General features: G+C 71.4%; 16 protein-coding genes. 13 read left to right on the forward strand and 3 right to left on the reverse strand.

Features of this window, described 5'->3' with window-relative positions; all coding sequences use genetic code 11:
• Positions 1-259: 259 nt before the first annotated feature.
• The 9 genes from ACVHNB_RS08795 (at position 260) to ACVHNB_RS08835 (ending at position 9,325) form a co-directional block, all read left to right on the forward strand.
• Positions 260-1,108 carry a GNAT family N-acetyltransferase gene (locus ACVHNB_RS08795; protein WP_456227755.1) on the forward strand — a complete coding sequence of 283 codons (849 nt, stop codon included), beginning with the start codon at positions 260-262 and terminating at the stop codon, positions 1,106-1,108.
• Between the two features lie 134 nt (positions 1,109-1,242).
• Positions 1,243-1,989 carry a DUF1684 domain-containing protein gene (locus tag ACVHNB_RS08800; protein WP_456227756.1) on the forward strand — a complete coding sequence of 249 codons (747 nt, stop codon included), beginning with the start codon at positions 1,243-1,245 and terminating at the stop codon, positions 1,987-1,989.
• 36 nt (positions 1,990-2,025) lie between these two features.
• Entirely contained in the window at positions 2,026-3,552 is a 1,527-nt protein-coding gene (locus ACVHNB_RS08805; RefSeq protein WP_456227757.1) for an ABC transporter substrate-binding protein, read from the forward strand.
• A 10-nt stretch (positions 3,553-3,562) separates the two neighbouring features.
• Positions 3,563-4,531 (forward strand): ABC transporter permease, encoded by a 969-nt coding sequence (locus tag ACVHNB_RS08810; RefSeq protein WP_428951959.1) that lies wholly within the window; start codon positions 3,563-3,565, stop codon positions 4,529-4,531.
• Positions 4,528-5,355, forward strand: a complete 828-nt coding sequence (locus ACVHNB_RS08815) for an ABC transporter permease (RefSeq protein ID WP_456227758.1) — start codon at positions 4,528-4,530, stop codon at positions 5,353-5,355. The genes ACVHNB_RS08810 and ACVHNB_RS08815 overlap by 4 nt, the downstream gene beginning before the upstream one ends.
• Positions 5,352-6,158: an ATP-binding cassette domain-containing protein gene (locus ACVHNB_RS08820; RefSeq protein ID WP_428951957.1), complete on the forward strand. Its 807-nt coding sequence runs from the start codon at positions 5,352-5,354 to the stop codon at positions 6,156-6,158. Before ACVHNB_RS08815 ends, ACVHNB_RS08820 begins: the two co-directional genes overlap by 4 nt.
• Entirely contained in the window at positions 6,155-6,928 is a 774-nt protein-coding gene (locus ACVHNB_RS08825; RefSeq protein ID WP_428951956.1) for an ABC transporter ATP-binding protein, read from the forward strand. Before ACVHNB_RS08820 ends, ACVHNB_RS08825 begins: the two co-directional genes overlap by 4 nt.
• A 59-nt stretch (positions 6,929-6,987) precedes the next feature.
• The gene (locus ACVHNB_RS08830) at positions 6,988-7,545 is read left to right on the forward strand and encodes a GNAT family N-acetyltransferase (RefSeq protein WP_428951955.1); all 558 of its coding nucleotides are present in this window, start codon (positions 6,988-6,990) and stop codon (positions 7,543-7,545) included.
• A 79-nt stretch (positions 7,546-7,624) separates the two neighbouring features.
• Complete coding sequence (locus ACVHNB_RS08835; RefSeq protein ID WP_428951954.1) at positions 7,625-9,325, forward strand: proline--tRNA ligase; 1,701 nt, start codon at positions 7,625-7,627, stop codon at positions 9,323-9,325.
• 74 nt (positions 9,326-9,399) lie between these two features.
• Here the strand turns inward: ACVHNB_RS08835 and ACVHNB_RS08840 are convergent, their stop codons facing one another.
• The 3 genes from ACVHNB_RS08840 to ACVHNB_RS08850 are packed head-to-tail and all read right to left on the reverse strand — an operon-like array spanning position 9,400 to position 11,319.
• Positions 9,400-10,302, reverse strand: coding sequence for an aminoglycoside phosphotransferase family protein (locus ACVHNB_RS08840; RefSeq protein WP_456227759.1), 903 nt, complete (start codon positions 10,300-10,302; stop codon positions 9,400-9,402).
• A 49-nt stretch (positions 10,303-10,351) separates the two neighbouring features.
• Entirely contained in the window at positions 10,352-10,816 is a 465-nt protein-coding gene (locus tag ACVHNB_RS08845; protein ID WP_428951952.1) for a ferritin-like domain-containing protein, read from the reverse strand.
• A gap of 5 nt (positions 10,817-10,821) precedes the next feature.
• Positions 10,822-11,319: a hypothetical protein gene (locus ACVHNB_RS08850; protein WP_428951951.1), complete on the reverse strand. Its 498-nt coding sequence runs from the start codon at positions 11,317-11,319 to the stop codon at positions 10,822-10,824.
• 218 nt (positions 11,320-11,537) lie between these two features.
• Here ACVHNB_RS08850 and rimP point away from each other — a divergent pair, with 218 nt between their 5' ends.
• The 4 genes from rimP to infB all read left to right on the forward strand — a co-directional run bounded on the left by rimP (position 11,538) and on the right by infB (position 16,684).
• Positions 11,538-12,044 (forward strand): ribosome maturation factor RimP, encoded by a 507-nt coding sequence (rimP, locus tag ACVHNB_RS08855; protein ID WP_428951950.1) that lies wholly within the window; start codon positions 11,538-11,540, stop codon positions 12,042-12,044.
• A gap of 2 nt (positions 12,045-12,046) precedes the next feature.
• Positions 12,047-13,066, forward strand: coding sequence for a transcription termination factor NusA (gene nusA, locus ACVHNB_RS08860; RefSeq protein WP_428951949.1), 1,020 nt, complete (start codon positions 12,047-12,049; stop codon positions 13,064-13,066).
• A gap of 103 nt (positions 13,067-13,169) precedes the next feature.
• The gene (locus ACVHNB_RS08865) at positions 13,170-13,448 is read left to right on the forward strand and encodes a YlxR family protein (protein ID WP_456227760.1); all 279 of its coding nucleotides are present in this window, start codon (positions 13,170-13,172) and stop codon (positions 13,446-13,448) included.
• A gap of 146 nt (positions 13,449-13,594) precedes the next feature.
• The gene (infB, locus tag ACVHNB_RS08870) at positions 13,595-16,684 is read left to right on the forward strand and encodes a translation initiation factor IF-2 (RefSeq protein ID WP_428951947.1); all 3,090 of its coding nucleotides are present in this window, start codon (positions 13,595-13,597) and stop codon (positions 16,682-16,684) included.
• Positions 16,685-16,737 lie beyond the last annotated feature (53 nt).

Here is a 16,737-nt window from a genome sequence, read left to right on the forward strand (position 1 = left end):
GTGGTGGCTGGTCGCGCCGTTCCCCGCGCCCCTGAGATGCGCGCTTCGTGCGGCATCTCATCGATGAGGCAGCGGCGGAGCCGCATGCCTCAGGGGCGCGGGGAACGGCGCGAGAAGCCCCACCGGGCCGCACCCGCCCGACAGCGACAACCCGGCAGACGAGTCCGCGCGCAAAGGGACCCCGCCCACGACAGAGGCGGCCCACACCACCGGCAGGTACAGTGCGGAGATCAGCAGCCCAGCCAAAAAGGCCCCGCACGTGTTGACTCAGACCACCACCCGGGTCCTCGAACCGAGTGACCTCGACGCCGCACTCGCCGTGCTCGACCGCGAGCCGGTCGCCAATGCCTTCGTGACGGCCCGCGTCCGCATCGCAGGCCTGGATCCGTGGCGGCTCGGCGGCGAGATGTGGGGCTGGTACGAGGACGGCATGCTGCAGTCGCTCTGCTACGCGGGCGCCAACCTCGTGCCGATCTGCGCGACCGACCGCGCCGTCCGCGGCTTCGCCGACCGGGCGCGACGGGCCGGCCGCCGCTGCTCCTCGATCGTGGGGCCCGCCGAGCCGACGGCCCAGCTGTGGCGGCTGCTCGAGGCGAGCTGGGGCCCGGCCCGCGAGGTCCGTCCCCACCAGCCGCTGATGGTGACCGACCGGATGTCCGCCGACGTCACCCCGGACCCGTACGTGCGCCGCATCCGCAAGGACGAGATGGACGCGATCATGCCGGCGTGCGTGGCGATGTTCACCGAGGAGGTCGGCGTCTCCCCGCTGGCCGGCGACGGCGGCCTGCTCTACCAGGCGCGGGTGGCCGAGCTGGTCGGCTCCGGACGCTCCTTCGCCCGGCTCGACGAGCACGGCAAGGTGGTCTTCAAGGCGGAGATCGGCGCCGCCACCGAACAGGCCTGCCAGATCCAGGGCGTCTGGGTCGCGCCCGAGTACCGCGGCCGCGGCCTCGCCGCCCCCGGCATGGCCGCCGTACTGCGCTACGCCCTCGCCGACGTCGCCCCCGTCGTCAGCCTCTACGTCAACGACTTCAACACCCCGGCCCGCGCCGCGTACCGCCGCGTGGGCTTCGAAGAGGTCGGGGCGTTCATGAGCGTCCTGTTCTAGGACGCTCACCCCGACGCTCGCGCGTTTCCTGTGGCTCCCGTCTCATCTCTTTGACGCCGTTTGACATTAGTGAGTCTTATGAACCATAAAGGGAGAGCTTTGGTTTAAGTTTCACTGACTGTAGGTGCCACGCGATGTCTGTTTCCGGTCCGGCCGCTCCGTCCGACGACCCCCAGGGGGACTGGGAGGCATGGCGTGCCGAGCGGCACCGCTCCCTCACCGGCCCCACCGGGAACCTCTCCCTCGTCGAGACGCGCTGGCTCCCCGCGGGCGAGCTGCCCGACCTCGATGCCGCCCGCGCCGGACAGCCGGACACCGTGACCGTCACCGCCCTCGAGCGCACGGACCTGGTCACCGGAGAGCCCGAGCACGGACTGCGCTTCTGGGACGCGAACTCCCCGGCCGTACAGGACTTCGAGCGCGTCGACGCCTTCCCGTACGACCCGGACTGGGTCCTCGACGCCACGTACACGCCCGTCGAGGGCGCCCGCCGCGTCGCCTTCGAGCACCTCCGTGACAACGGCGGCACCCGCGAGAAGGTCGTCCCCGGCGACATCGCCCTCACCGTCGACGGCACCGCCTACACGCTCTCCGCCTTCGACGACGACGGCACCCTGCTGCTCGTCTTCGGCGACCCGACGAACGGCGACTCCACGTACGGCGCCGGCCGCTTCCTCTTCGTCGAGCACCTCGGCGCAGAGGAAGCAGCCGGCGAGGGCCGCGTCCGCCTCGACTTCAACCGCGCCTTCGTGCCCCCGTGCGGCTTCTCCGATCAGTACAACTGTCCGATGCCGCCGCGGCAGAACCGCTTCCACCTGCCCGTCGAGGCGGGCGAGAAGCTCCCCCTCTTCCGCGACGGCGCCGCCGGCACCGCCCACTGATCGACCTCCCGCAGCACTTCGCACGAAAGCACCCTCATGAACCTGCACCTGCGCAAGAAGCCCCTCTCCGCCGGCGTGCTCACCGTCGCCCTCGCCGTCACGCTCGCCGCCTGCGGCGGTGGTGGCGCCAACTCCGCCTCGGGCAGCGGAAGTTACGACAAGAACGCCACCGTGAACATAGGCTCGCTCTACGAGCCCCAGAACCTCGACAACACCGGAGGCGGTGGCCAGGGCGTCACCGAGGCCCTCAACGGCAACGTCTACGAGGGACTGTTCCGGCTCACCGACGCCGGCAAGGTCGAGAAGCTCCTCGCCCAGGACTACAAGGTCAGCGGCGACGGTCTCACCTACACCTTCACCCTGCGCGACGGCGTCAAGTTCCATAGCGGCAAGGCCCTGACCAGCAAGGACGTCAAGTACAGCCTCGAGAAGGTGATCGCGAAGGACTCGCAGTCCGCGCGCAAGTCCAACCTGGAGGTCATGAAGGACATCACCACCCCCGACGCGAAGACCGTCAAGGTCACGCTGTCGCAGAAGTCGATCTCCTTCGTCTACAACCTCTCCTACGTCTGGATCATCAACTCCGACGCGAAGAACCTGAAGACGACGGAGGACGGCACCGGCCCGTACACGCTGGACAAGTGGACGCGCGGCTCGGCACTGAGTCTCGACCGCTTCGCCGGGTACTGGGGCCCCGCCGCCAAGAACAAGCAGGTCGTCCTCCACTACTACAAGGACGCGACCGCCCTCAACAACGCGCTGCGGACCAACGCCGTCGACGTCGTCACCAGCGAGCAGTCGCCGGACGCCCTCGACCAGTTCAAGTCCGACCAGAACTACAAGGTCAACGACGGCGACTCCACCACCAAGCTGCTGCTCGCCTTCAACGACAAGGCCAAGCCGTTCACCGACGTCAAGGTGCGCCAGGCCGTCTCCGCCGCCATCGACGACAAGAAGCTCCTCGCATCCGTCTGGGGCGGTTACGGCAAGGAGATCGGGTCGATGGTGCCGCCCACCGACCCCTGGTACGAGGACCTGACCAAGGTCAACGCGTACGACGTGACGAAGGCGAAGAAGCTGCTCAAGGAGGCCGGGTACGCCAAGGGCTTCAGCTTCACGCTGGACACCCCGAACTACGACCCGCACCCCACCGCCGCCACCTTCATCAAGTCGCAGCTCGCCAAGGTCGGCGTCACCGTCAAGATCAACACGATCACGCCCGACGAGTGGTACACGAAGGTCTACAAGAACCACGACTTCTCGGCCACGCTCCAGGAGCACGTCAACGACCGCGACCTCGTCTGGTACGGCAACCCCGACTTCTACTGGGGCTATGACGACAAGCAGGTCCAGGACTGGGTGAAGCAGGCCGAGGAGGCCTCCAGCACCGCAGCGCAGACCGAGCTGCTGAAGAAGGTCAACCGCAAGACCGCCGAGGACGCGGCCAGCGACTGGCTGTACCTGTACCCGCAGATCGTCGTCGCCAGCACGAAGCTGTCGGGCTACCCGCTCAACGTCCTCAACTCGCAGTTCTTCGCGTACGACATCAAGAAGAGCAGCTGACACCCCGGCCATGCTGAGATACCTCCTGCGGAGGCTGGTGTTCCTGCTGGTCTCCCTCGTCCTCGCGAGCATCGTGCTGTTCGTGCTGCTGCGGATGCTGCCCGGCGACCCGGCGAACGCGCTCACCTCGGTGGGCGCCTCGCCCGAGCAGATCGCCGCGGCCCGGCACTCCATCGGCTCCGACCAGCCGCTGCCCGAGCAGTTCGTCCACTGGATCGGCCAGCTGGCGAGCGGTGACCTCGGCACGTCGTTCGTCAGCTCGCTGCCGGTCGGACCCGAGGTGAGCCAGCGCCTGAACGTGACGGTGCCGCTCACCCTCGCCGCGTTCGTGCTCGCCGTGCTCGTCGCGATACCGGCCGGCTTCGTGGCCGCGTACAAGAAGAACACCTGGTACGGGGCGCTGCTCAGCGGCGTCTCCCAACTGGGCATCGCCGTCCCGGTGTTCTGGCTCGGCATGATCCTCATCGCGGTCTTCGCGCTGAACGCGGGCTGGCTGCCGTCCGGCGGCTTCCCGCAGGACGGCTGGGACACCCCGGCCGACGCCGTCCGCTCGCTCGTCCTGCCGGTGGTGACGGTGGCGCTGGTGATGTCGGCGTCCCTGATCCGGTACGTGCGCTCGGCCACCCTCGACGTCCTCGACAGCGAATACCTGCGCACGGCACGCGCGCTGGGCTCGTCGTTCGGCCGCGCCATGTGGCGGCACGGACTGCGCAACGCCTCCGTGCCGGTCATCTCCGTGCTCGGCATCGAGCTGGCGTCGACGCTGCTCGGCGCCGTCGTCGTCGAGTCCGTGTACGCGCTGCCGGGCCTCGGCTCGATGCTCGCGACCGGCATCGCACAGCACGACTACCCGGTGATCCAGGGCGTGCTGTTCCTCTCGACGTTCGGCGTGCTGATCATCGGGTTCGTCGCGGACCTCGTGCAGCGGATCGTCGACCCGCGGCTGCGCGGACGGCTGTCGGGAGGCGGGGTGCGATGAAGCGCCGGTCCTCCCTCACCCTGTGGACGGGCGGGGTGCTCGCGGGCCTCGTGGTCCTGCTCGCCCTCGTCTCCCTTTTCTGGCTGCCCTACGACAGCGACGACACCTCCGGCGGACGGCTCGCCGGGCCCGGCGGCGGGCATCTGCTCGGCACCGACAAGCTCGGACGCGACCTGTTCACCCAGCTCATGACCGGATCGCGGATCGCCCTGGAATCCGGGCTCGGGGCCGTGGCCGTCGCCACGCTGCTCGGCGTCACGCTGGGCGTCCTCGCGGCGTTCGCGCAGGGCTGGTTCGACGACACGGTCTCCGCGCTGCTCGACATCCTCATCGCGTTCCCGACACTGCTGCTCGCCATGCTGATCGTCGCCGCGCGCTCGGCGACGCTCGGCTCCGCGATCCTCGCCATCGGCCTCGCGCAGAGCGCCGTGGTGGCCCGGCTGACCCGGATCCTGGTCAAGCGCGTCCTGGCGCAGGACTACATCACCGCGTCCCGCACCTCGGGCACCTCCTGGGCGCGGGTCGTCGCCGGGCACGTGCTGCCCAACATCTGGCCGACGCTCGTGGTCAACCTCGCGCTGCAGTTCGGCCTGGCCGTGCTGGCCGAGGCCGGCCTGTCCTACCTGGGCCTGGGCGCACCGCCGCCGAACGCCTCGTGGGGCCGGATGCTCCAGGAGGCACAGGCGACGTTCACCACCGCTCCCGCGGGCGCGCTCGCCCCGGGCATCCTGCTCGTCGTCCTGGTCATCGGCGTGAACCTCATCGCGGACGGACTGCGCGACGTCCTCGACCCGACCGCGCGGAAGGGAAGGGCGGCGCTGTGACCGACGCACTGCTCGCGGTGAACGACCTGACGATCCGTACCGCCGAGGGGCGGGCCCTCGTCTCGGAGCTGAGCTTCGAGATCGGCCGTGGTGAACGGCTCGGCCTCATCGGCGAGTCCGGCTCGGGCAAGTCCCTGACCACACTGGCCGTGCTCGGCCTGCTGCCCGCGGGCATGACGGTCACCGGCGGCATCGAGCTGGACGGCACGCCGATCGTCGGGGCGAGCGAGCGCACCCTCGTCGGCGTACGCGGCCGCAGCGCGGCCGTCGTCTTCCAGGAGCCGCTCACCGCCCTGGACCCGTTGATGCGGGTGGGCCGGCAGATCGCCGAACCCCTGCGCAGACGCCAGGGGCTCAAGGGCGCCGCGCTGCGGGCCGCCGTGGCCGCACTCCTCGACCAGGTGCGGCTGCCCGAACCGGACCGCATCGCCCGCGCCTTCCCGCACGAGATCTCCGGCGGCCAGCGCCAGCGCGTCGCCCTCGCCATGGCACTGGCCTGCGACCCGGCGCTGCTCATCGCCGACGAACCCACGACCGCCCTCGACGTGACCGTGCAGGCCGACATGCTCGACCTGATCGACGGACTCGTGCGCGAGCGCGGCACCGCCGTGCTGTTCGTCAGCCACGACCTGGCCGTCGTCGCGCGGGTCACGGACCGGGTCCTGGTCATGAAGGACGGCCGCGCGGTCGAGACGGGCGCCGTCGCCGACGTCGTACGGGCTCCCCGCGAGGCCTACACCAAGACGCTGGTGGACAGCGCACGCCAGCTGGAATCGGCCCTTGACCTGGGAGGTGCGCGATGACCTCGCCCGTGCTGGAACTCGACGCGGTGTCCTACGCGTACCGGGGGAGCGCGGCACCCGTCGTCACCGACGTGTCCGTGGCCGTCGAGGCCGGGCAGAGCCTGGCCCTCGTCGGCGAATCGGGGGCGGGCAAGACGACCCTGCTGCGGATGCTGCTCGGCCTCGCCCGGCCCACCGCGGGGACGGTGCGCTTCGACGGCGACGAGCTGCGGCTGCGCGACCGGACACAGATGAAGGCGTTCCGGCGCAGCGTGCAGTGCGTCTTCCAGGACCCCTACGCGTCGTTGGACCCGCGCCGGCGCGTGCGCCGCATCGTCGCCGAGCCGCTCAGGTCCCTCGGCGTCGCCTCCGGGGACGATGCCGGGCGGCGCGTCGCCGAGGCGCTCGAACGGGTGGGACTCCCGGCCGACGCCGCGGAGCGCTACCCGCACGAGTTCTCCGGCGGCCAGCGCCAGCGCATCGCCATCGCGCGGGCCACCGTCTGCGACCCGCGCGTCCTCCTCGCCGACGAACCGGTCTCGGCGCTCGACGTCACGACCCGCGTGAAGGTCGTCGACCTGCTCGCGGAGCTGAAGGAGACGGCCGGACTGACGGTCGTCATGGTCTCCCACGACCTGTCGGCGGTGGCCGCCCTGTGCGAGCGCACCGCCGTGCTGGAGCGGGGCCGGGTGGTCGAGTCGGGCGCCACGTCCGCGGTCCTCGGCGCGCCCGAACACGCCTACACCCGCCGCCTGCTGGCGAGCGTGCCGCGGCTGCCGGCGCGGGCCTGACCCGGGCCGAGGCGGGCCACCCGTACGGCATGCCCGGCCCCCCGGGGTACCCTCCGGGCATGCCGCACCGGAACCGCACGGACGACACCGCCGTCGCCATCGGCCCCCTCGATCTGCGCGCCCGGGTCGACGAGGCCCTCGCCGTCCAGGCGTACGCCTTCGGGCTGAGCGACGACGAGATCGCCGTGCGCCGGCAGATCGTGCTGCGGCACATGACGTACCCGGGAGCCCGCGCCCTCGGCGCCACCACCGACACCGGCCGCCTCGTCGGCTTCGTCTACGGCATGCCGAACGACCGCACCCACTGGTGGTCCACGGTCGTCGAGCCGTACCTGCGCGCCCGCGGCCACGACCACTGGCTCGACGACTCCTTCGTCATCACCGAGCTGCACGTCCACCCCGGCTACCAGAACCGCGGCATCGGCCGCACCCTCATCACCACGATCACCGACGCCGCGTCGCAGCCCCGCTCGATCCTCTCCGCGATCGACTTCGACAGCCCGGCCCGTGGCCTGTACCACTCCCTCGGCTACGACGACCTGGCCCGACAGGTCCTCTTCCCCAGCGCCCCGAAGCCGTACGCGGTGATGGGCGCGCCCCTGCCGCTGCTGCGCTGACCCGGAACCGATTTCCGGCCGCGCCCACCGCCCGGCTAACCTCCTGCCCATAACCCTTTCGTCGCAGGAGTCGAGAATCATGGCCAAGGTCCAGGTCCAGCGCATGTCCCGCTTGATGGTGAAGACGCTGCGCGACGACCCGGCGGACGCCGAGGTGCTCAGCCACAAGCTGCTGGTCCGCGCCGGTTTCGTGCGCCGCACCGCCGCCGGCATCTGGTCCTGGCTGCCGCTCGGCAAGAAGGTCCTCGCCAACGTCGAGCGCGTGGTGCGCGAGGAGATGGACGCCATCGGCGCCCAGGAGGTCACCCTCCCCGCCCTGCTGCCCAAGGAGCCCTACGAGGCGACCGGCCGCTGGACGGAGTACGGCGCCGAGCTGTTCCGCCTGAACGACCGCAAGGGCGGCGACTACCTCCTCGGCCCGACCCACGAGGAGATCTTCACGCTCCTCGTCAAGGACCAGTGCACGTCCTACAAGGACCTGCCGGTGATCCTCTACCAGATCCAGTCGAAGTACCGCGACGAGGCCCGCCCCCGCGCCGGCATCCTGCGCGGCCGCGAGTTCCTGATGAAGGACTCCTACTCCTTCGACACGGCCGACGAGGGCCTCGCCGAGTCCTACGCCCTGCACCGCGCCGCCTACCAGCGGATCTTCGAGCGCCTCGGCCTCGACCACCGCATCTGCGCCGCCACCGCCGGCGCCATGGGCGGCTCGAAGTCGGAGGAGTTCCTGGCCCCGGCCGCCGCCGGCGAGGACACCTTCGCCGACTGCCCGAACTGCGACTACGCGGCGAACACCGAGGCGGTCTCGTACACCCTCAAGCCGGTCGACGCCGCGGGCGTCGCCGCTCTGGAGGAGATCCCCACCCCCGACACCCCGACCATCGAGACGCTCGCCGCCTACCTCGACGTCCCGGCGTCGGCCACGCTCAAGAACCTCCTGGTGAAGGTCGACGGCGAGATCGTCGCCCTCGGCGTCCCCGGCGACCGCGAGGTCGACATGGACAAGGTCGAGGCCCACTTCGCCCCGGCCGCCGTCGAGCTCGTCACGGCCGAGGACTTCGAGGGCCGCGACGACCTCGTCCGCGGCTACGTCGGACCGCAGGGCCTGGAGAAGGTCACCTACCTCGCCGACCCCCGCATCGCCCCCGGCACCGCCTGGATCACCGGCGCCAACAAGGACGGCGTGCACGCCAGGAACGTCGTCGCGGGCCGCGACTTCGAGGTCGACACCCACGTCGACATCGTCGTCGTCCAGGAAGGCGACCCGTGCCCGAACTGCGGCACCGGCCTCAAGCTGGACCGCGCCATCGAGATCGGCCACATCTTCCAGCTCGGCCGCAAGTACGCCGACGCCTTCCAGCTCGACGTGCTCGGCCAGAACGGCAAGCCGGTCCGCGTGACCATGGGCTCCTACGGCATCGGCGTCTCCCGCGCCGTCGCCGCGCTCGCCGAGCAGCACGCCGACGACAAGGGCCTCGTCTGGCCCGAGGAGATCGCCCCGGCCGACGTGCACGTCGTCGCCGCCGGCAAGGCCCTCCAGACGGAGCTGGCCCTGGAGGTCTCCGACAAGCTGGCCGCGGCCGGTGTCCGCGTCCTGGTCGACGACCGTCCGGGCATCTCGCCCGGCGTGAAGTTCACCGACTCCGAGCTGATCGGCGTGCCGAAGATCCTGGTCGCCGGCCGCCGCAGCGGCGACGGCATCGTCGAGCTGAAGGACCGCCGCACCGGCGAGCGCGAGGAGCTCACGGTCGAGGAGGCCGTGGCCCGCCTCACCGCCTGAGCACCGCCCAAGACGCCGATGGCGCCGGAACCTCGGTTCCGGCGCCATCGGCGTCTTGGTGTCTCAGCGTGCTCTCAGAGCCAGCCCGCGAACTCCAGCAGGTTCTCCGCGTCCCGCTCCCGCCCCACGCGCAGCGCCCGCACCCCGGACTCCACCGCGCGGAACAGCGTCCAGCCGCGCAGCCGCGCCTGGTCCACCTCCAGGGACTCGGCCAGACGCTTCACCCGGCGGCGCGTGATGGCCGGCCCCGACGGCGAGCCGATCAGGTCCTCGACCCGGTCGCGCACGAGCCGCGCCAGATCGAAGGCGCACTCGCCGACGACCGGGTCGGGCCCGACCGCCAGCCACGGCGTCCGCTCCCCGGACAGCACCTTGGACTGCCGGAACGTGCCGTGCAGCAGCCGCAGTTCGGGCGGCGCGGCGACCAGCTCCTCGCGGGCCTCCAGCGCCGCGTCGACCAGCGGGGCCACCTCGGGGAAGGCGTCCACGCTGGCCCGCATCGCCGTCGCCTGCCGGCCCGTGCGCTCGGGCACCGTCTCGCAGTTGCGCCCGGCGGGCGGCTCCGTCCACAGCCGGCGCAGTGTCCCCGCCGCCTCCAGGAGAGCCTTCGCCTCCGGCAGCGTCCGCACGGAGACCTCGGGGTGCAGCCGCTCCAGGAGCAGCGCCCCGTCGTTGGTCCCGGGATCCAGCAGGCGCACGGCCCCGAACCCGTCCCAGTGCGTCAGCGCGGCCCGCTCCGCCTCCGGACGGAACCGCTCCGGCGCCAGCTTCAGGACGGCGGGCGCACCGTCCGCCGTCCGGACATGGGCGACCAGGCTGCTGCGCCCGCCGGGCACGTGCACCCGCTCCACGGTCACCCCGCGCCGGGCCGCGGCCTCGGCGAGCAGGACATCGATCTGGCCGAGCCACGCCGACGCCCCGTCGTCGCGCACCTCGCCGAGCGCGTTCACCAGCCGCTGCGGCGGTTCAAAAGCCATGCGCGAGAGATTCCCTTCAGAACTACAGGACTGCTTGTGTACGCGTCACTCACGTACGCGGGGTCGCCGACGGCGACGCGGACGGCACCGCGGCCCGTTCGGCGAGCCCAGGGAAGGCTACGCTCCCGCCGCGCCAGCGCACCGCACGGACCGCCGCCTCCCGCAGCGCGTCCGCCGCGGCCCGGCGCCGCTCGCCGCTCGCCGCCCGGACGAGGTCCGAGTACACCCCGGCGACCTTGTCCTCGATGTCGGCCGCGAGCCGGGCCGCGGCGGCCGAGTCCGGCACCGGGAACGGCAGCGCGTACGCCCCCGCCGACTCCTCGGGGCTGCCGCCCAGGTCCCGCACGGTGCGCCGCAGTTCGTCCCGGCGGGCGCGGTGCGCGTCGTACGCGGCCTTCGCCTCGTCGCGGCGGCCCGCGCGGACCCGGCCGCCGACCACCCCGTACCCGTACACCGCCGCGTGCTCGGCGCGCAGCGCCGCCTGCACCGTCGCGAGCAGGTCGCTCTCGCTCATCCCCGTCAGCCCTCCGTCAGCAGATACGCGTGCCCGGCCCCGGCCGCCGCCACTGAGGCGAGCAGCCGCGCCTGTTCGGCGGGAGCGTCCACGAGCGCCGCCAGCCGCCGGTCCGACAGGGCCCGCTCGGCCGCCGCCAGCGCCTTCAGTACGTCCTTCTCGGCCACCGGCGACGTCGTCGGCGACGGGGCGAGCGCCGACGGCCGGGCCGCCCCGCCGAACGCCTTCACATGCCGCTCGACCTCCGAGCGCAGCGGTCCGAGCCGGGACGCGAGCGAGGGGTGGGCGGCGAGCGCCTGGTCGTACTGCCCCAGCAGATCGGCGCTCTCCCGGGCCGCCTGCGCCCGCAGCCGCTTCTCCTGCGAGACGGCGGGCGCCCCCCGGCCGCCCTCGGTCCCTTCGTCGCCGCTGCCCGAACATCCGGTCAGCAGCGCGGCCCCGGCCAGCGAGGCGAGCAGACTCCTACGGCGTGGCCCCGGTCGGGCCTGAGTGGTGAGCGGCACGGCGGTCGTCCTCGGCATGAAGGTGCGGCGGAAAGCAGCGGGACACAGAAGGCTCAGAAAGGTTTCGGCACGACCGAAGACGGAGCGGCCGGTGATCACCGTACCGTCGCCCCCTCCCCGGTGGACGGCAACACCCCCCTGGACCGGATACCCTTTGACCTGACGCGCATGGAATGCCGGCAAACCACAACAGCACACGCGGCCGAGGAGTCACCCGGATGAGCACCACCCAGAACGAGAGGCTGCGGGAACTACTGGAACCGCTCGTCAGCTCACAGGGGCTCGATCTCGAAGAGATCGAAGTGGCCTCGGTAGGACGCAAGCGGGTGCTGCGCGTCGTCGTCGACTCCGACGAAGGAGCCGATCTCGACCGGGTCGCCGATGTGAGCCGCGCGCTCTCGGCGACGCTCGACGAGCCCGGTAACAGCACCGTCATGGGCGACGGGGAGTACGAGCTCGAGGTCGGGACCCCGGGCGCCGAGCGCCCGCTCACCGAGCACCGTCACTACGTCCGCGCGACGGACCGCCTCGTGAAGTTCCAGCTGACGGACGACACCGAGCTGGTCGCGCGCATCCTCGAGGTCGACGACGAGGGCCTCGACCTCGAAGTACCGGGCGTGAAGGGCCGCAAGGCGACCGCCCGACGGCTCGACTTCACGGACATCGCCAAGGCGCGTGTCCAGGTCGAGTTCAACCGCAAGAACAAGAACGAAGAGGAGGCGTAGCCGTGGACATCGACATGAGTGCCCTGCGGGGTCTGGTCCGGGAGAAGGAGATCTCCTTCGATCTGCTGGTCGAGGCGATCGAGTCGGCCCTCCTCATCGCCTACCACCGCACCGACGGGAGCTTCCGTCGCGCCCGCGTGAAGCTCGACCGCGAGAGCGGCCACGTGACGGTGTGGGCGACTGAGGACCCGGCGGACCTCGAAGAGGGCCAGGAGCCCAAGGAGTTCGACGACACCCCCTCCGACTTCGGCCGCATCGCCGCGACCACCGCGAAGCAGGTCATCCTGCAGCGGCTGCGCGACGCCGAGGACGACGCGACGCTCGGCGAGTACGCGGGCCGCGAGGGCGACATCGTCATGGGCGTGGTCCAGCAGGGCCGCGACCCGAAGAACGTGCTGGTCGACATCGGCAAGCTCGAGGCGATCCTGCCGGTGCAGGAGCAGGTGCCGGGCGAGGAGTACCCGCACGGCCAGCGGCTGCGCTCGTACGTCGTCCGCGTCGCGAAGGGTGTGCGCGGCCCGTCCGTGACCCTGTCGCGCACCCACCCGAGCCTGGTGAAGAAGCTCTTCGCGCTCGAGGTGCCGGAGATCGCCGACGGGTCCGTCGAGATCTCGGCCATCGCCCGTGAGGCCGGCCACCGTACGAAGATCGCCGTGCGCTCCACGCGCAGCGGGCTCAACGCCAAGGGCGCCTGCATCGGCCCGATGGGCGGCCGGGTGCGCAACGTGATGGGCGAGCTGAACGGCGAGAAGATCGACATCGTCGACTGGTCGGACGACCCGGCGGAGATGGTGGCCAACGCGCTGTCCCCGGCCCGTGTCTCCAAGGTCGAGATCGTCGACCTCGCGGCCCGTTCGGCCCGGGTGACCGTCCCGGACTACCAGCTCTCCCTCGCCATCGGCAAGGAGGGGCAGAACGCCCGGCTCGCGGCCCGGCTCACCGGCTGGCGCATCGACATCCGCCCGGACACCGAGCAGACCGGTCCCGAGGGCGGCGCCCGGGACACCCGGGGCGGGGAATAAATCCAGGCGCTGTGCGTTTGGACCACGACAGTATGTGACGAGAAACAGCCGTTCGATTTTTACCCCGAATGGGTGAGGTCGGTACGGGGAGGTAGACTTAAGCGTGTCTGGCCGGACGCATGCCCGCGCATGCCCAGAGCGAACCTGTGTGGGATGCCGGGAGCGAGCGGCCAAGAGCGAACTGCTGCGGATCGTGGTGACCGAGGGCCGATGCGTCCCCGATGATCGCGGTACGCTGCCCGGCCGGGGTGCCTACGTGCACCCCGCCCTGGTCTGTCTCGACCTGGCGGTCCGCCGCCGGGCGTTCCAGCGGGCGTTCAAAGCCCCTGGACCGTTCGACACGGAGGCGCTGCGCCACCGAGTCGAGCAGGCAACACCGTAAGACGTGCCGTACGGGGCCCCCGTGCGGTCCTGGTACCCCGCGAGTTGGAAGTAGGTCGAGATTGCGATGAGCACTCGATGAGCACGCGATGAGTACGCCCATGAAGTAGCGACGGTCCGGCGTAACCCGGACCTAAAAGGAGCGAAGTGGCTAAGGTCCGGGTATACGAACTCGCCAAGGAGTTCGGCGTAGAGAGCAAGGTCGTCATGGCCAAGCTCCAAGAACTCGGTGAATTCGTACGTTCGGCGTCCTCGACGATCGAGGCGCCCGTTGTACGCAAATTGACTGACGCCCTCCAGCAGGGCAACGGGTCCGGCAAGCCTGCCGCGGCCCGCAAGGCCGCGCCCGCGAAGCCCGCGGCGCCGCGTCCCACCCCTTCCCCCGCGCAGGCCGCGAAGCCTGCCGCGCCGCGCCCGCCGGCCCCGAAGCCGGCCGCCGCGGAGAAGCCCGCCGCCCCGGCCGCGACGCCGGGTCCGCGTCCCACCCCCGCCCCGAAGCCGGCTCCCAAGCCCGCTTCGCCGGCTCCGGCCGCGCCCGAGTTCACGGCGCCGCCCGCTGCCCCGGCCGCCCCGTCGGCCCCGGCCGCGAGCGGCCAGAGCGGTCAGAGCGGTCCGAGGCCCGGCGCCCGTCCCGGTGCCCCGAAGCCCGGTGCCCGTCCGGCTCCCGGCCAGGACCGGGGCCAGGGCCAGCGTGGCGACCGCGGTGACCGTCAGGGCGCCCCGCGTCCCGGCGGCCAGGGCGCCCGTCCCGGTGGTGCCCGTCCCGCGGGTCCCCGTCCGGGCAACAACCCCTTCACCTCTGGTGGCTCCACCGGCATGGCGCGCCCGCAGGCGCCCCGTCCGGGCGGCGCCCCGCGTCCCGGCGGCCAGGGTGCCCCGGGCGGTCCCCGCCCGCAGGGCGGCGGCCAGGGTGGTCCCCGTCCGCAGGGTCAGGGCGGCGCCCGTCCGACCCCGGGCGGCATGCCTCGTCCGCAGGGCGGCGCGGCCGGTCCGCGTCCCGGCGGCGGCCCCGGTGGCAACCGTCCGAACCCGGGCATGATGCCGCAGCGTCCCGCCGCGGGCCCGCGTCCCGGTGGTGGCCCCGGCGGTGGCCGTGGTCCCGGCGGCGGCGGTCGCCCGGGTGGCGGCGGCGGTCGTCCCGGTGGCGGCGGCTTCGCCGGTCGTCCCGGTGGCGGCGGCGGTGGCGGTTTCGCCGGCCGTCCCGGTGGTCCCGGTGGCGGTGGCGGCGGCTTCGCCGGCCGTCCCGGCGGTGGCGGCGGTGGCCGTCCCGGCTTCGGCGGTCGTCCCGGTGGTCCGGGTGGCCGTGGTGGCACGCAGGGTGCGTTCGGCCGTCCCGGCGGGCCCGCCCGTCGTGGTCGCAAGTCGAAGCGTCAGAGGCGCCAGGAGTACGAGGCCATGCAGGCCCCGTCGGTCGGCGGCGTCATGCTGCCTCGCGGCAACGGACAGTCCGTCCGCCTGTCGCGCGGTGCTTCCCTGACCGACTTCGCGGAGAAGATCAACGCCAACCCGGCGTCGCTCGTCGCCGTGATGATGAACCTCGGCGAGATGGTCACCGCCACGCAGTCCGTCTCCGACGAGACGCTGAAGCTTCTCGCGGACGAGATGAACTACCTCCTCGAGATCGTCAGCCCCGAGGAGGAGGACCGCGAGCTGCTCGAGTCCTTCGACATCGAGTTCGGTGAGGACGAGGGTGGCGAGGAGCTCCTCGTCGCGCGTCCGCCGGTCGTGACCGTCATGGGTCACGTCGACCACGGTAAGACCCGCCTGCTCGACACCATCCGCAAGACGAACGTCATCGCGGGTGAGGCCGGCGGCATCACGCAGCACATCGGTGCGTACCAGGTCACGACCGAGGTGAACGACGAGGATCGCAAGATCACCTTCATCGACACCCCCGGTCACGAGGCCTTCACCGCCATGCGTGCCCGTGGTGCGAAGTCGACCGACATCGCGATCCTCGTGGTCGCGGCCAACGACGGTGTCATGCCGCAGACGGTCGAGGCGCTCAACCACGCCAAGGCCGCCGAGGTCCCGATCGTCGTCGCGGTCAACAAGATCGACGTCGAGGGTGCCGACCCGACCAAGGTGCGCGGTCAGCTGACCGAGTACGGCCTGGTGGCCGAGGAGTACGGCGGCGACACCATGTTCGTCGACATCTCCGCCAAGCAGGGTCTGAACATCGACTCCCTGCTCGAGGCCGTGGTCCTGACCGCGGACGCCTCGCTCGACCTGCGGGCCAACCCGGAGCAGGACGCGCAGGGTATTGCGATCGAGTCCCACCTCGACAAGGGCCGCGGTGCCGTCTCGACGGTCCTGGTCCAGCGCGGCACGCTGCGCATCGGCGACACGATGGTGGTCGGCGACGCGTACGGCCGTGTCCGGGCGATGCTCGACGACAACGGGAACAACGTCGAGGAAGCGGGTCCCTCGACCCCCGTCCTCGTGCTCGGTCTCACCAACGTCCCGGGTGCCGGCGACAACTTCCTGGTGGTCGACGAGGACCGTACGGCCCGTCAGATCGCCGAGAAGCGTGCCGCTCGCGAGCGCAACGCCAACTTCGCGCGCCGCGGCGTCCGGTTCTCCCTGGAGAACCTGGACGAGGCCCTCAAGGCCGGTCTGGTGCAGGAACTCAACCTCATCATCAAGGGCGACGCGTCCGGTTCGGTGGAGGCTCTCGAGTCCTCGCTGCTCCAGCTCGACGTCGGCGAAGAGGTCGACATCCGCGTCCTGCACCGCGGTGTGGGTGCGGTCACCGAGTCCGACATCAACCTGGCGACCGGCTCCGACGCCATCGTCATCGGCTTCAACGTCCGGGCAGCCGGCCGTGCGCAGCAGATGGCGGAGCGCGAGGGCGTCGACGTCCGGTACTACTCGGTGATCTACCAGGCCATCGAGGAGATCGAGGCGGCCCTCAAGGGCATGCTCAAGCCGGAGTACGAAGAGGTCGAGCTCGGCACGGCGGAGATCCGCGAGGTCTTCAAGTCGTCCAAGCTGGGCAACATCGCCGGTGTGCTCGTCCGGTCCGGAGAGGTCAAGCGCAACACCAAGGCGCGCCTGCTGCGCGATGGCAAGGTCATCGCGGAGAACCTCAACATCTCCGGTCTGCGTCGCTTCAAGGACGACGTCACCGAGATCCGCGAAGGGTTCGAGGGCGGTATCAACCTCGGCAACTTCAACGACATCAAGGTCGACGACGTCATCGCGACGTACGAGATGCGCGAGAAGCCGCGCGCCTGACCTGAGCGTCAATGATCGGGGCCGGTCGGCGGGACTTATTTCCGTCGATCGGC

It is taken from the genome of Streptomyces sp. YJ-C3 (assembly GCF_053891275.1).